This is a genomic window from Epibacterium ulvae (assembly GCF_018678075.1).
Taxonomy (GTDB): domain Bacteria; phylum Pseudomonadota; class Alphaproteobacteria; order Rhodobacterales; family Rhodobacteraceae; genus Epibacterium; species Epibacterium ulvae_A.
The window spans coordinates 1-12,346 of sequence record NZ_JAHHIR010000066.1 but is presented as its reverse complement, the minus strand read 5'-3'; the positions used below and the strand labels follow the sequence as shown (position 1 = coordinate 12,346).

General features: G+C 51.5%; 13 protein-coding genes. 4 read left to right on the top strand and 9 right to left on the bottom strand.

The genetic code is table 11. The features are described 5' to 3' along the window. The first annotated feature begins 209 nt into the window (after positions 1-209). On the top strand, positions 210-416 hold the full coding sequence (locus tag KMP13_RS15050; RefSeq protein ID WP_215266810.1) for a hypothetical protein: 207 nt from the start codon (positions 210-212) through the stop codon (positions 414-416). Between the two features lie 162 nt (positions 417-578). Here KMP13_RS15050 and KMP13_RS15045 read toward each other — a convergent pair whose 3' ends face one another. The 3 genes from KMP13_RS15045 to KMP13_RS15035 are packed head-to-tail and all read right to left on the bottom strand — an operon-like array spanning position 579 to position 1,859. Next, positions 579-1,052 (bottom strand): hypothetical protein, encoded by a 474-nt coding sequence (locus KMP13_RS15045; protein ID WP_215266809.1) that lies wholly within the window; start codon positions 1,050-1,052, stop codon positions 579-581. Next, positions 1,049-1,411, bottom strand: coding sequence for a helix-turn-helix domain-containing protein (locus KMP13_RS15040; protein WP_215266808.1), 363 nt, complete (start codon positions 1,409-1,411; stop codon positions 1,049-1,051). The genes KMP13_RS15045 and KMP13_RS15040 overlap by 4 nt, the downstream gene beginning before the upstream one ends. Next, complete coding sequence (locus KMP13_RS15035; protein WP_215266807.1) at positions 1,401-1,859, bottom strand: hypothetical protein; 459 nt, start codon at positions 1,857-1,859, stop codon at positions 1,401-1,403. The genes KMP13_RS15040 and KMP13_RS15035 overlap by 11 nt, the downstream gene beginning before the upstream one ends. Positions 1,860-2,521: 662 nt before the next feature. Here KMP13_RS15035 and KMP13_RS15030 point away from each other — a divergent pair. Continuing rightward, complete coding sequence (locus KMP13_RS15030) at positions 2,522-3,064, top strand: AAA family ATPase (RefSeq protein WP_215266806.1); 543 nt, start codon at positions 2,522-2,524, stop codon at positions 3,062-3,064. Between the two features lie 320 nt (positions 3,065-3,384). On the opposite strand, the gene KMP13_RS15025 is transcribed toward KMP13_RS15030, so the two are convergent. Continuing rightward, on the bottom strand, positions 3,385-3,618 hold the full coding sequence (locus tag KMP13_RS15025; protein WP_215266805.1) for a hypothetical protein: 234 nt from the start codon (positions 3,616-3,618) through the stop codon (positions 3,385-3,387). A gap of 1,320 nt (positions 3,619-4,938) precedes the next feature. On the opposite strand from KMP13_RS15025, the gene KMP13_RS15020 reads away from it, so the two are divergent. Further along, positions 4,939-7,374: a calcium-binding protein gene (locus KMP13_RS15020; protein WP_215266804.1), complete on the top strand. Its 2,436-nt coding sequence runs from the start codon at positions 4,939-4,941 to the stop codon at positions 7,372-7,374. Between the two features lie 644 nt (positions 7,375-8,018). Here the strand turns inward: KMP13_RS15020 and KMP13_RS15015 are convergent. The 5 genes from KMP13_RS15015 to KMP13_RS14995 all read right to left on the bottom strand — a co-directional run bounded on the left by KMP13_RS15015 (position 8,019) and on the right by KMP13_RS14995 (position 11,192). Continuing rightward, positions 8,019-8,399 carry a VOC family protein gene (locus KMP13_RS15015; protein WP_215266803.1) on the bottom strand — a complete coding sequence of 127 codons (381 nt, stop codon included), beginning with the start codon at positions 8,397-8,399 and terminating at the stop codon, positions 8,019-8,021. Between the two features lies 1 nt (position 8,400). Beyond that, positions 8,401-9,414 (bottom strand): zinc-binding alcohol dehydrogenase family protein, encoded by a 1,014-nt coding sequence (locus KMP13_RS15010; protein WP_215266802.1) that lies wholly within the window; start codon positions 9,412-9,414, stop codon positions 8,401-8,403. A 63-nt stretch (positions 9,415-9,477) separates the two neighbouring features. After that, positions 9,478-10,575, bottom strand: coding sequence for an L-dopachrome tautomerase-related protein (locus KMP13_RS15005; protein WP_215266801.1), 1,098 nt, complete (start codon positions 10,573-10,575; stop codon positions 9,478-9,480). Positions 10,576-10,710: 135 nt separating this feature from the next. Next, entirely contained in the window at positions 10,711-10,872 is a 162-nt protein-coding gene (locus KMP13_RS15000) for a hypothetical protein (RefSeq protein ID WP_215266800.1), read from the bottom strand. A 29-nt stretch (positions 10,873-10,901) separates the two neighbouring features. Beyond that, positions 10,902-11,192, bottom strand: coding sequence for a putative quinol monooxygenase (locus KMP13_RS14995; RefSeq protein ID WP_251363880.1), 291 nt, complete (start codon positions 11,190-11,192; stop codon positions 10,902-10,904). A gap of 104 nt (positions 11,193-11,296) precedes the next feature. Here KMP13_RS14995 and KMP13_RS14990 point away from each other — a divergent pair, with 104 nt between their 5' ends. Then, positions 11,297-12,193: a LysR family transcriptional regulator gene (locus KMP13_RS14990; protein WP_215266798.1), complete on the top strand. Its 897-nt coding sequence runs from the start codon at positions 11,297-11,299 to the stop codon at positions 12,191-12,193. The last annotated feature ends 153 nt before the right edge of the window (positions 12,194-12,346 follow it).

Sequence of the window (12,346 nt, the reverse complement as noted above, 5' to 3'; positions counted from 1 at the left end):
GGGTAGCAAGACCTACGAAGTGATGGCACAACAGTCAGCCGTAACAGCCAAGACACCCCGCCGAATGTCAGGGACACATCAGTCCGCAAAGCAGAATGGGACTTGGTTCGCGGACCCCATCAGGGCCAGCGGTCATGTGCATCGCGTCAACAGGCCGGACACAAGACTGCTTCTGACCAAAGAGCAAATCACATCAGAAATGTCTTGCTATGCAGGAGCCATCCACACAAGACACTCAGCGGTTTAAGGCTACCCGACCTGATGCTGCGTCCCGCCCCAATGGCAGCGAAGCGCAGATAGCACCCTTTGCAATGTTCTGCGTTCGGACCAAAGCCGCCTTTAGCCAACCGGTCAAGATGCCGCTGCAGCAGCTCGCCTTGCCGACAATCGCCACAACTGCGCGGTTTCAATACTAGTGGATGTTCGGCGCGAAGGCTATTTTTCAAATAATCCGCCTGCGAGGGGAATCGTGATAGTTCCAACGATAGGCTTCATGTGGTGGCTTGAGTGGTACGTGAAATGCGTACATGATCCCATAAGCCATTATAAAAAAAGAAAAAGTTAGTATCTGCGCAATATCAATTTGCTTCAGACACACTATCAGCCAGAGGGAAATTCACTTTGAGCGCACCTGCTTGAATTTCATGTGTTTCGTCAAGATATGCTCTAATTTTTAGGTAGCATGCCTCATCGAATTGAATTGGCGACCACCTTATTTGAAAGCCGATGTCACAAACTCGCGCACCGTTTGGATCATCTGCGGTTGTGGCAACCATCTGCTCCTTGTTTTCATTGGAAATTTCTGCACGCATTTCATGCAATTTTTCAATCTTCCCGTTCGTATCGCGAAGAGCAATAACTTTGATTTTCGAGAAGTCGTATGCAGCCGGAACGCGTATGTTCACCAACGCTGCAAACGTGGACATAGTCCCTGGTGCTGGCGCAGCAAAGTTCATTTCATTCTGATAACACCCAACTAATGTTAGCTTTCCTGCGACTTCAAAACGAATATCGTCGCAAAAGGTAGTAATGCCGTAAGGTTCGGTGTTCACGACGCTGCGCTTTCTAGCGTGAACTCTCTGCACGGATTCGCAGTGCCAGTTGGTGTCTGATGGTCGCCAAGATGAATGACTTTGTTGATTGCGGTTGTGACATTGGAGCGCTCGGAAACAGTTCTATCGACAAATTTGATTTCTATATCCTTGTCGAAGACGTAGGCAAATTCAGCAATGGAACGAGCGGTAAGGTTTGCGTTTCCTTTGAGCCTCTTATTAATAACTGATCTGTTAACACTAAGAGCTTCTGCAACTTGTTGTTGTGTCATGCCAGAAGCGATCAGCGCCTGCTGAATAGTACGCTGTAGGCGCGAAACAAAACGCGCAGCCTTGCGGCTTTTGGGGTCAAGTTGCATTCGATATGACATCTTTCAGTTCTCCACTTTCTACGAACTTAGGGTCATCAAGGTCCAAATTGTTTCTCACGTAAACCGTCTGTGCGATGTAACGGCCATAACTGTCTTTAACCAAAATCGTGTCTTTACTGTCACCAAAACAACAAATGAATACGTCTTTTTCAGGCACCCAACCAAAAATTCTAACTTCCTCAGTTTTGAGTTCCCAAACATAGTATTCTGGGTTCCAGTTGAGTTTCTTGAATCTTCGGTCATCAACAAACTCCTCTCCACCGACATATTCGGCAAAGACTGCAAGAACCTGTTCTTGAGGCAAGAGATCATCGTAAAGCTCATTGTGATCTATGTCAGGTAGAACATTTTCGAGCCATTGAATAAGTTCCTGCGTGCCATAAAGCGTTCTCCACGGAAGTTCATCCGCCTCAAGGGGGTCGATTGTGTCGAGCACTCCCGACTCACACAACTCTATCAGTGTTGCCATATATATCAACAGCCACTTAATGCAAGGTTAAGGAGGCCAGCTGCCCTTTAATTGCCTAATTGCCGCCAGTGACGGATACACGAATGAGTGTGTAGCCGCCATCTCGCTTCCCAACATGTGGTACAGGCTGCGTAAACGCAACAAATCTTTGTGGTATAGAAATTTTTGCGGTCGCGTCGGCTGGCACGAGTAATTCATCTCAAAGTGACAAAAGGTCTTTGATATTCAACCTCAGAATACGTGTGGTTCGGCGCGCTATCCGAAACAAGGTTCGCTCTCTTAGGTTTAGCATCCTTGCTGTCAGGGCGCTGGAGCGTTCGCGGGTGGCGTGATCTACTCTAGTGGTTCTACGAAAATGTCCGCTTCTCGTCCTACGTGCAGAACGACCATGACGGCTTTGGGCTGGCTGGCGTCATCAGACGGGTAGGACTGAACGCTGTTTTGCCGCAACAGTGGTGTCGCACCGCCGCAAGGCGGCTGCGAGCCCTTTTGTTCGATGCTGCAGACGGTACGAACGTCAGCTCTAAGCGGACAAACAAGAGTTGGGTTAAGTCGTTGACTTAACCCTTCATGGCGTCTCTGTTGCAAGCAAGACAGGTTATTCCATTTCCGGTGATGGCAGACGATATATGAAAAATGGCATTGTAGTAACTGGCCTCCCAGCAAGTGGCAAAACGACAGTCGCGCGTGAAATGGCAAAGCGTTTGGGTTATGTGTTTCTCGACAAAGATGATTTCTTAGAAGATTTGTACGATCGTTATGGTGTCCCGTCTTGGGAGCATCGAAAAAAATTAAGCAGACGAAGTGACGGTATATTTAGAGATTCTGCCGCTCAGTCAGATTCCGCAGTTCTAGTATCGCATTGGCGACCCTTGGGAGAAAATGGTCAGAGTGGAACGCCCACCGATTGGCTCGCAGATGAATTCAATCCGATAGTCGAAGTGTGCTGCCTATGCTCTCCGGAAGAGGCGTTTGCGCGGTTCATCGAGCGAACGAGGCACCCCGGCCATTTCGACCAGCTTAGGGACGCTAAAGAGCTGGCAGAACAACTGGCTTCGTGGGCAAATAATTATCCGCTTGGATTAGGTGCCTTGGTGGAAGTTCGAACTGACGGCGCGGTGGACTTCGATTCCGTGTTTAAGAAGGTTAGGCAGGCGCTGTCAGGCTTATAGATAGCCGACATTGGCGCACTCGCAGCGAATTCACGCTTTTCCGCATCCCTTCCGTTCGATGATGGTTGGCGGCTGCACGCGCAGCGAAGGTCCGATCCTTCCATTGCTCGTGCAGCATTGGACAGCCGCCCAACTGCCAGATCCCGCGACTTTGCAAAGGTCGCAATCTGCGCATTCCGGTCATCCACGTATGGCCCAGTATCCTGTGCCGAAAGTTTCCTTTGTTGGACGCCCGACCCTATGCGGACATACGGAGTACGATCAACCAAATGCCGCACAGCGGGACAAAGCTTCCGTTCAATGATGAGCGACTTAACGCATTAGCCCTCGTCAAAACGCTCCAAGCCATGTGCGGATAGATCCGTCCAAGATAGTTTTTTCCGCGCCATCGCTTCTACTTCTTTAAATTTGCTTTCAGAAAAGGAGATTGTCGGTTCCGCAAAAAACTCATACGAAAGATCACCGTCTTTTCTGAGAGAGACATGTAGAAATGGCCCTAAACCGCTATCGGCCACCTCAAGAACAGATGAATTTTCTTCAGGTGGGTAAAGCATCTGAAATTCAAGCTCTCCGACGATGTGGTCTACATTTTTCAGGGTCTTAGTCCTTAGATATGACTCAATCTCGCTGCGAGATTAATCATGGAGCCAAATGTTCTCTGCGGTCAACAAGGTCTCTTTAGTTGGATGATCCTACCTGGCTAGGGTTGCATTGCAACGACCCCTGCCAGCCCTAACCAGACACTCCCGGATCGCGGCCCACCTGTCCTGCTCTTTGGGCAAATTGCGGAACTGATCCAGTGCGGTGACTGCACGCTCAAATTCGGATAGCGCGGCGCGGATGCCGTGGAGCGACAGCCACTCGTCAAAAGGCTTGTGTCAGGCGTCATGGTCCGCTTCTTCCAGCGCTATCCGTAGGTCTTCGGGGATTGTGTAGGGCCATTCCATGGTGGGAACGTACAGAGAACACGTGACAGTGAGCAAGCACTCCTGGCCTAAACTCTCTACTGACGTGCCATTCAAAAAAGGTCGGAACCCGAATGGTCTATCCGACCCTACGGGCTCCACTGAGATCTTGGCCAGTTATTGCATGCTCAGACTGATGAGGGTCATTTAGTTGCAAGGCATTTAAGGGGGGCTCGGACCATCAACAGCCTCAATCCTCACTTAAAAAGTTTTACGAGGCACCAGGATAACACACTGTGTACCCGTCCTCTTCCAGAAATTCCATTATTTGCAAAAACGTTTCATTGTCTAAGTTTTTCATGATTTCTAAAATCATTGCTTCGTCGTTTCCGCCACCAGAACATTCCGCCTTTTGACCACGCATTGCCTCGAGTAAACACCATTCTTCATTCAAATCTGGCAGCCTGGGGCTACCCTTCGTCCGGCTAATTCCAAAAACGTTTGGGGCTGATTTATATACAAACATAGGACACACTTGTTTTCTCCTAGCAAAACCGAAGTCGTGGAACTCTCGGTATTTCAGATAATTCGACAAATTGAGCTCGATTTCGCGCCTAAATTTTCTTTTTTTATGTTCGCCTATTGTTCCACAATTGAGGAAATACAGTAAACAATTCACTAACCGATATTTTGATGTAGCTACCAGATAGTGTAAGACACTCCAAAAAGAGAGGCACATACAGGAGGCTTCGATAGAGTTTCGATGAAAATTAACGAAGCCACCCAAAGTAGCGAAGTTTTTTTTGAATTTTAACGAAGACCGTATGCACGGGATGGAAACCCGAATGAGCACTTACGTCTAAACGTCACTCTTGGAATTGACCCGAATTGTAACTTTCCAACGTTTGCTTTCCAGCCCGCGTTTTGTGAAACATTAATAATGTTCACGTTTTGTACGGAGAGATTTCGATGAATTCCTACAGGCCAAATATTCAAGAAATCGAAGTTGGGAACGATGCTGTATCCGACGCTCTATTCGGAGTTAACGTCGTTACCATCTATGATGAGGAACTCTCCAGCAACGACTCCGAGATCTTGAAAACACTAAACAAATCTGGGGCGAGTCACCTTCGGTTCCCTGGAGGATCCGCTACTGAGCACTACTTCGACATGGCCGACCCAGAAGCGTCTGTTTCGAACTACGATACATCCCAAACGCTTTTACCTCTGTCGGGTTTTCTTGATGCTGCAGCGAGTATCAAGGCAGATGTAGCTTTGGTCATACCAACGAAACGAGCCTTCGCGGAAACGGCGACAAGCTCAATAAGCTCTGGTACATTTGGATCACGACGAGACCTGTCAGAAGACTATATTTTAGAGCTGAAGAACTATTTACGATACAGTCTCGACGCCGCACAAATGCGAAACGTAGAGATAACTGCGGTTGAAATCGGAAATGAATTCTGGGGATCCGGAGAAATGACGGCCACCGAATATGGCCACGTAGTCGGGCAACTTCTTCCTATTTTAAATGATTTTTTTGAAAGTTACGGTGCGCCTGACACTAAATTACTTATTCAGACAACACACGCGGCATCTCAAATATTTTCTCCAAAAGATGACGTAGAAGTCCATGTCAGTTTCCACCAAGGCGAAGAAACTGTTTTGGCGCTGAGCGAAATTAAAAACCTTGACTTATCGGGAAGTTCGCAAACTGGGGGAACATATACGATCCAAGGTCAAGGAAGTGCCGTCGAACAAAACCAAGCGCTTGCGGCCACAATAAACAGCTACGGGACCTCCGCGCAACTTGTTGATGGCATTCTTGATCACTTCTATCCGACCAAAGGCTTTTCAGAAATCGATCAAGGGTACGAGTTCTTCTTCAATCAATTTGAGGCTTTGGCTGATCAGCTCGATCTGGCGGAGAGCGATAGGAAAAACCCCGACGGTACCTACGCGTTGGAATTTCATGTAACCGAATGGAATACCCGATCCCAGGAATGGGCTCTTGACAATAGAGGGTTACATCAATCGGCGATGCTAGTGGAAATATTGTATGAATTTGCAACGCATGGTGTCGATAGCGCCAATGCTTGGCCCTTGACGTTTGACCAATCGCAATCTGTAACTCTTGTAAACAACGACCAAAACGGATTAACGATAGCCGGTGAAACCTTTCGCCTGATGTCAGAGTTCATTCCCGGGACTACCCCTCTCTTTGATTGGTCACTTGAGGGTGATTTGGACATCCACGGCTTCGTTTCGTCCCAAGAACTCGTTCTGGTGATCTCTGAGCGGTCAGGCCAAGGTGATCGACCTGTAATTTTGAATTTAAACGACTTTATTGAATCCGAAAAGTTCACAGCTCGCATTGTCAAATTGTGGGATGGAACGGGGGAAGGAAATAACTCTCGCGCCGAGCCAACGATAACAGAATTTCAGGTGGGAGTTACGGGAGGGGAGTTAGAAGTGGACATTCAGCCTTGGGAAATCGCCTTCATTGAAATCTTGGAAAACGATGTCTCAATTTCTCAACCGATTTTTAATGGGACTTCTGGCAACGACGAAATCTCGGGGGCAGTCACCGACGACACAATAATAGCAGCCGAAGGCAACGACACAATAACGGGAGAGGATGGGAACGATTTGTTGCTCGCAGGACATGGGAGAGATTCTCTTCATGGTGGCAATGGAGAAGACTACCTTAAGGGCAATGCAGGAAATGACACTTTGCGTGGCAATAGCGGTAGCGACACGCTGGACGGCGGTTTGGGACACGATCTGCTCGCCGGCGGCGCTGACAATGACTCTTTGCGCGGTGGGCACGGCGTTGATACGCTTCGAGGCGGCTCTGGATCAGATCACTTGCGAGGTAATAGCGGTAACGATTCGCTGGACGGTGGATTGGGAAACGATTTCCTTTATGGCGGCTTAGGCGCCGACGAGTTGAGCGGCAATTTCGGCAACGACCGTTTGGCTGGTTTTGTGGGTAACGATCTGCTCACCGGCGGCGCTAACAATGACATTTTGCGCGGTGGTTCCGGCATTGATACGCTTCGAGGAGGTTCTGGATCAGACCATTTACAGGGTAATGGTGGAAACGATTCGCTGGACGGTGGTTTGGGAAACGATTTCCTTTATGGCGGTTTCGGTTACGACACTCTCACCGGTGGTGGTGGTGCAGATACGTTCATATTTTCAGACATTGCCGGTAATGACACAATCACCGACTTTCAAATCGGCATCGACCACATCAGAATCAAAGATGGTGCTGACAACTTGGGTGATCTCTCAATCCTTTCGCAAGGCGGTCATGGCACGATCACCTTTGGCAAAGCAGTTATCGTAGTGGAAGGCGTAACGGCGGACGCATTGTTCGTTTCAGATAACTTCCTGTTTTGACCATCACGCGACGCTTCGATGCCGGCTTCGGAGTTTCTCCGGGAAATTGGCAACCTCCGATGCAACAGACTTAAGACTTTCCGACGAAGCTGGCCTTGAAACAAACATAAGGAAGGTTGGCCTTGTCCCGCACGCCCTCTGTTCGATGATGGTTGGTGGATGCACATGCGGCGAAAGTCTATTCATTCCATTGCTCGTGCAGCATTGGACCGCCGTCCGGGTGGCAGATCCCCAGACTTTGCAAATGTCGGCTATCTGCGCTTCGCTGACATTGGTGCGGTTGCGGCATCAGAGAATTCCAAATTGCTTCAACGAGGGTCCGCTTTCGGGAAAGTGGCATACGGATCACGCAACCGCAGCATAGGGCTGTCTGCACCGGGATCGAATGTCTTGTTTGGGCTGACAACGGCCATCAGGTATGTAAATCTGACGGCGGTGTTGCTGCAACCCTGCTGCCGCACTGCCGCAAGTCCGTTGTGAGCCCAATTTTCCGAATTGCTGGAGCGCGGCGAAAGTCAGCTTCGCGGAAAAGCCGAAACGGCACTCAAAAGAGACGGCCCTACCCGGACATCAGTTTAAGGGCGATGATATACGGATTAGCAGCTCGAAAACCGACCTTGGTGGCCAGCGCAAAAACTGAGTTGTCACTCGTCCGTCGTAAAGTCAATGTGGATGTGGTTGCCGTCGGGATCGCGCAAGTGGAATTGAACAAGCCCGATCTTGTCTAACACCAACCGTTGGTGTGGAACGGACCCTTTGCACAGCGTTTCCTCGAAAGCATCGCAGCCTGTCGCGGTCAGTGCGAAGTGTTCGAGCTTCAATTTCACTTCGGAGCCAACCGCAGGGTCGCCCCTTTGCCCTACAAGATGGATCACGGCCGCATCCCCCGCATAAAGCCACGCGCCCGGAAATGGAAAATCCGGACGCGGGCCGGTGCGCATGCCCAAAATATCGCGATACCAGGCCACCATGTTTTTAACTTGGGTGGTTTGAATGTTGACGTGATCAAGCCTGCGCACCTGCATCTCAGAAGCCTTCCAATGTGATCTTGCCTTTGGCCCTACCGCTTTCAATCAGCGCATGGGCACGTTTGAGATTTTCGGCATTGATCGTCCCGAAGCTTTCGGTCGCGGTAGAGCGGATCTTACCTGCGTCGATCAGGCCGGCTACGGTATCAAGGATTTCACCCTGACGCGCGATGTCGTCAGTGGTGAACAAAGACCGGGTGAACATCAGCTCCCAGTGGATAGAAACTGCCTTGCCTTTGAACGGCATGATGTCAAAGCCCTTGGGATCATCGATCAGACCAAAGCGGCCCTGCGGAGCGATGATTTCAGCGATCTGCGTCACATAGGTTTCGGAATGGTTGGTCGAGAACACAAAGGCTGGCGCGCCGATGTTAAGGGCTGCAATTTGTTCGGCCAGTGGTTTGGAATGGTCCACAACGTGATGTGCGCCCAACTCTATCACCCAATCTCGCGTTTCAGGGCGCGAGGCCGTGGCGATGATCGTCAGGTCGGTCTGCTCGCGCAAAAGCTGGATCGCGATGGAGCCAACGCCACCCGCACCGCCGATGATGACGATGGCATTGGCAGCGCCCGGCACCGGATTTGTGACGTTCAGACGATCAAAGATCATCTCTTGCGCTGTCAGTGTTGTCAGTGGCAGGGCCGCCGCCGCAGCGGTGTCGATAGATTTGGGCGCGTGGCCGACGATGCGTGCATCCACAAGGTGGTATTCGGCGTTGGTGCCGGTGCGGTTGATCGCGCCTGCATACCAGACCTTGTCACCGGCTTTGAACTGGGTGACTTTATCGCCGGTCTCAACAACCTCGCCCACGGCGTCCCAGCCGAGGATCACGGGCGCTTCGCCATCTGCAGGGCGGTTCTGACGGACTTTAACATCGACAGGGTTGACCGAAACGGCGGCGACCTTGACCAGAATATCATGGCCTGCCGCTGTTGGTTTATCGATCTCAAGATCGATCAGGGCATCAGCGCGGTCAATGGCGCCGTTTGTGGTGTAACCTATGGCTTTCATATCTCTTCTCCGGATTCGAGGGGGACTACGCGGCACGCATGTTAGGCGCCACGGGATGTTTAATTACGGCTGGGCTGTCAGGATCACATAGGCGTGGTCGCTGCCATCTTCTCCCATGTTCAATGCAGGGTGCGTGTGCAACTGGTTGGCGACGATATAAAGCGTGCCGTCCGGTGCAAAGGCAAAGCCATCCGCCCACCGCAGCAACTTGTCATCCTGCGCATAGACCTCAAAGCTGTCAGGTGCGGACACGGTCACAGCATTGCGGGTAACATCTCCTGAAAATACGCGGCCTTCACCGTCGATGATAAAGCCGTCATTCGGGCCTTTTTCAGCGTAGCGGGTGATCTGTGCGGCCAGTTCCGTATCGTTTTTCGTCGCGTCCGCTAAGGCAGAGGCTGGGATGGACCAGATATCGCGGCCATTCATGGTGCCAAAGTAAACATTTTCGAACGTCGGATCGATGGAAATGGCGTTCATCGAAAGGTGCCACGGGGTGGCGTTGCCGTCCGCATCTTTGAACCCGACAAGATTACCGTTAATCACCACATCTTCGTCAGAGGGCATGAAACGTGTCGTGGACTCCAACACACGGCGTGCCGCACCTGTTTCAATATCGATCACAATGAACGCGGGTTTCAGTTCGGCCGCAGGTGCAGTGAAGGTCATGTCGGCGATGTAGATCTGGCCGCGCTCTTCATCGAGGGCGAAGTCCTGAAGGAAGGAGATCGGGGTCACAACATCAGACGGAATCTCGATGATCTTGTGCAACGCGTCGGCTTGTGTGTCCCAACCGACCAGTTTCGGCGCGCTGTCGGCTCCGCCCATATCGAGGATCCAGACAATACCGTTTGCGTCTGACTTGATCCCGATCGAGCCAGCAATACCGACTTCGCCAGTTTCGGGGCCATCGGCCCAGTCCTGCGTTGGGAACGGAACCTTTGTGCCGTCCTCAAGAACTTCAACAACCCGCAAAGCGGGACCATCCAACGGCTGCTGGGTGATGATGACGCGGTTGTCGGGTGTCACAGTGATGTTGCCGGGGCGCGTGTCGCTGATTTCAGCGAAGGTTGTCAGGTTAGCGCTGGTATCCGCAGATGTTTGCGCGGCGAAAGCAAAGGACAATGCAATCGCGGATGTGAGCAGTTTTGTCGGTGTCATGGGAAGCGCCTTTCAGGGGGGCGAATGGGATTTGGGGCGGAAAACTGGGAAGTGTGAGGCAATCCTTCCCCGTGATCCGGCACGTGGGTGCCAGATTTTGAAGGTCACGGGAAAGGATGTTGGTGTGCCGAATGATTACTTGCGAAAGATGCGTCGTAACCACCCGGCCAGATCGACGGCGGATGCCGCCGATCCATGGTTCCGGATTCCAGCCAGATCATGTGGCGACAGCCGCGCCACTGGGCGTTTTACGTCCTTTGGTTGGACATCTACTGGGGCGGCATAGGTCGTTTTCATGATGCGGTCTCCGGTTGTTGTAACGTGGCTCAGTCGACGTGGGACATCTCGTTCAGAATGAATTCGGCAACAGCACCGTCAGTGGCTTCCATATAGGCAGCGAGGTGTGGCGCGTTCATGTGTGTCTGCCACAGCTCACGGCTTTCCCAGTTTTCATAGAATGTGAAATGCGCAGAGTTTTCGTTGTCCTGGTGCAGGTCGTAGTTAATGCAGCCTTCTTCGGTGCGGGTGATCGGAACGAGCTTCAGAAGCTCGGCTTTGACCAGTTCGATTTTGTCTGCGTTGGCTGTGATGTTGGCGACGATTGTAAGCTTGGACATTGGGTTGTTCCTTTGAATGTCTGTTCTGATGACAAACATATACATCGCAGAAATATACGGATAAACAGACTTCATTCGAAATGATAATCCGAGAATTCCGTTTAATGCTGATCGACAATATCCGCCTGTTTCTGACCATCACCGAAAAGGGCAGCCTTGTTGCCGCAGGGCGCGAAGCGGGCCTGTCCGCGACCACCGTCTCCGAACGTTTGGCCGCACTTGAGGCCCATTACGGCGTGGTTCTGTTCAACCGGACAACACGCTCGCTTAGCTTAACAGACGAAGGGCGCACCTTGCTCAGTGGGGCCAAGATCGTGCTGGGGGAAATCGAAGACCTTGAAACACGCATCCGGCACGGCGCCGATACATTGTCCGGCCCAATCCGGGTCAGCGCGCCAATCGACATTGGCCGCAGCATCGTGTCGGACGTGATATCGTCTTTCACCGCAGACCATCCTGCAATCTCAATTGAGCTGCTTCTATCGGATGGGTATGTCGATATCGTCGGGCAAGGCTTCGATCTGGCTCTGCGGTTTGGTGCCGTGACGGACAGCACTCTGCGCACCCGCAACCTCGGCCACTTCCGCCGCATCGTTTGCGCCGCGCCGTCCTACATCGCACAACATGGCGCACCACAAACGCCCGTCGATCTGGCGCACCACAACTGTCTGATCATGCGGTTCGGGACGACCCTCGACAACGTCTGGCGCTTCGGCTCAGGCAAGAAACCGCAAGCCGTAACCGTCCGAGGCAACAAAACCGTGAACGATGGATCACTGGTGCGGCAATGGGCGCTGAACGGGCATGGGATCATTCTGAAATCTGAACTCGATGTCATCGGAGACGTAGAGTCAGGCAAGCTTATCGCTCTCCTTGAAGATTCTGCACCACCTCCCAATCCGCTTCAAATGATGTTTCCCCCAGGAAGAGCACAGCCACGGCGCGTGCGCGCCTTGGCCGATGCATTTTCGCAAGCATTGGCAGCACGGAAGTCAAAATAGCGCGCTGAAAGCACCCGAAGCCAAGTCTCCATCTATTGATGTCTGCTTTGATACCTCAAATCATTTCGCTATCGTTGCACCGTCAGTGTCCGCCATTTGCCCACATTGCTTCTCGCTGCACCGGCCCCATAGCTGTCTGACGTCAGCGCCTAT

Excerpts from the sequence above, each read along its gene's own strand:
- KMP13_RS15050 (WP_215266810.1), top strand. The coding sequence starts at position 210 with ATGCAGGAGCCATCCACACAAGACACTCAGCGGTTTAAGGCTACCCGA.
- KMP13_RS15040 (WP_215266808.1), bottom strand. The coding sequence starts at position 1,411 with ATGCAACTTGACCCCAAAAGCCGCAAGGCTGCGCGTTTTGTTTCGCGC.
- KMP13_RS15030 (WP_215266806.1), top strand. The coding sequence starts at position 2,522 with ATGAAAAATGGCATTGTAGTAACTGGCCTCCCAGCAAGTGGCAAAACG.
- KMP13_RS15025 (WP_215266805.1), bottom strand. The coding sequence starts at position 3,618 with ATGCTTTACCCACCTGAAGAAAATTCATCTGTTCTTGAGGTGGCCGAT.
- KMP13_RS15020 (WP_215266804.1), top strand. The coding sequence starts at position 4,939 with ATGAATTCCTACAGGCCAAATATTCAAGAAATCGAAGTTGGGAACGAT.
- KMP13_RS15015 (WP_215266803.1), bottom strand. The coding sequence starts at position 8,399 with ATGCAGGTGCGCAGGCTTGATCACGTCAACATTCAAACCACCCAAGTT.
- KMP13_RS15010 (WP_215266802.1), bottom strand. The coding sequence starts at position 9,414 with ATGAAAGCCATAGGTTACACCACAAACGGCGCCATTGACCGCGCTGAT.
- KMP13_RS15005 (WP_215266801.1), bottom strand. The coding sequence starts at position 10,575 with ATGACACCGACAAAACTGCTCACATCCGCGATTGCATTGTCCTTTGCT.
- KMP13_RS15000 (WP_215266800.1), bottom strand. The coding sequence starts at position 10,872 with ATGAAAACGACCTATGCCGCCCCAGTAGATGTCCAACCAAAGGACGTA.
- KMP13_RS14995 (WP_251363880.1), bottom strand. The coding sequence starts at position 11,192 with ATGTCCAAGCTTACAATCGTCGCCAACATCACAGCCAACGCAGACAAA.
- KMP13_RS14990 (WP_215266798.1), top strand. The coding sequence starts at position 11,297 with ATGCTGATCGACAATATCCGCCTGTTTCTGACCATCACCGAAAAGGGC.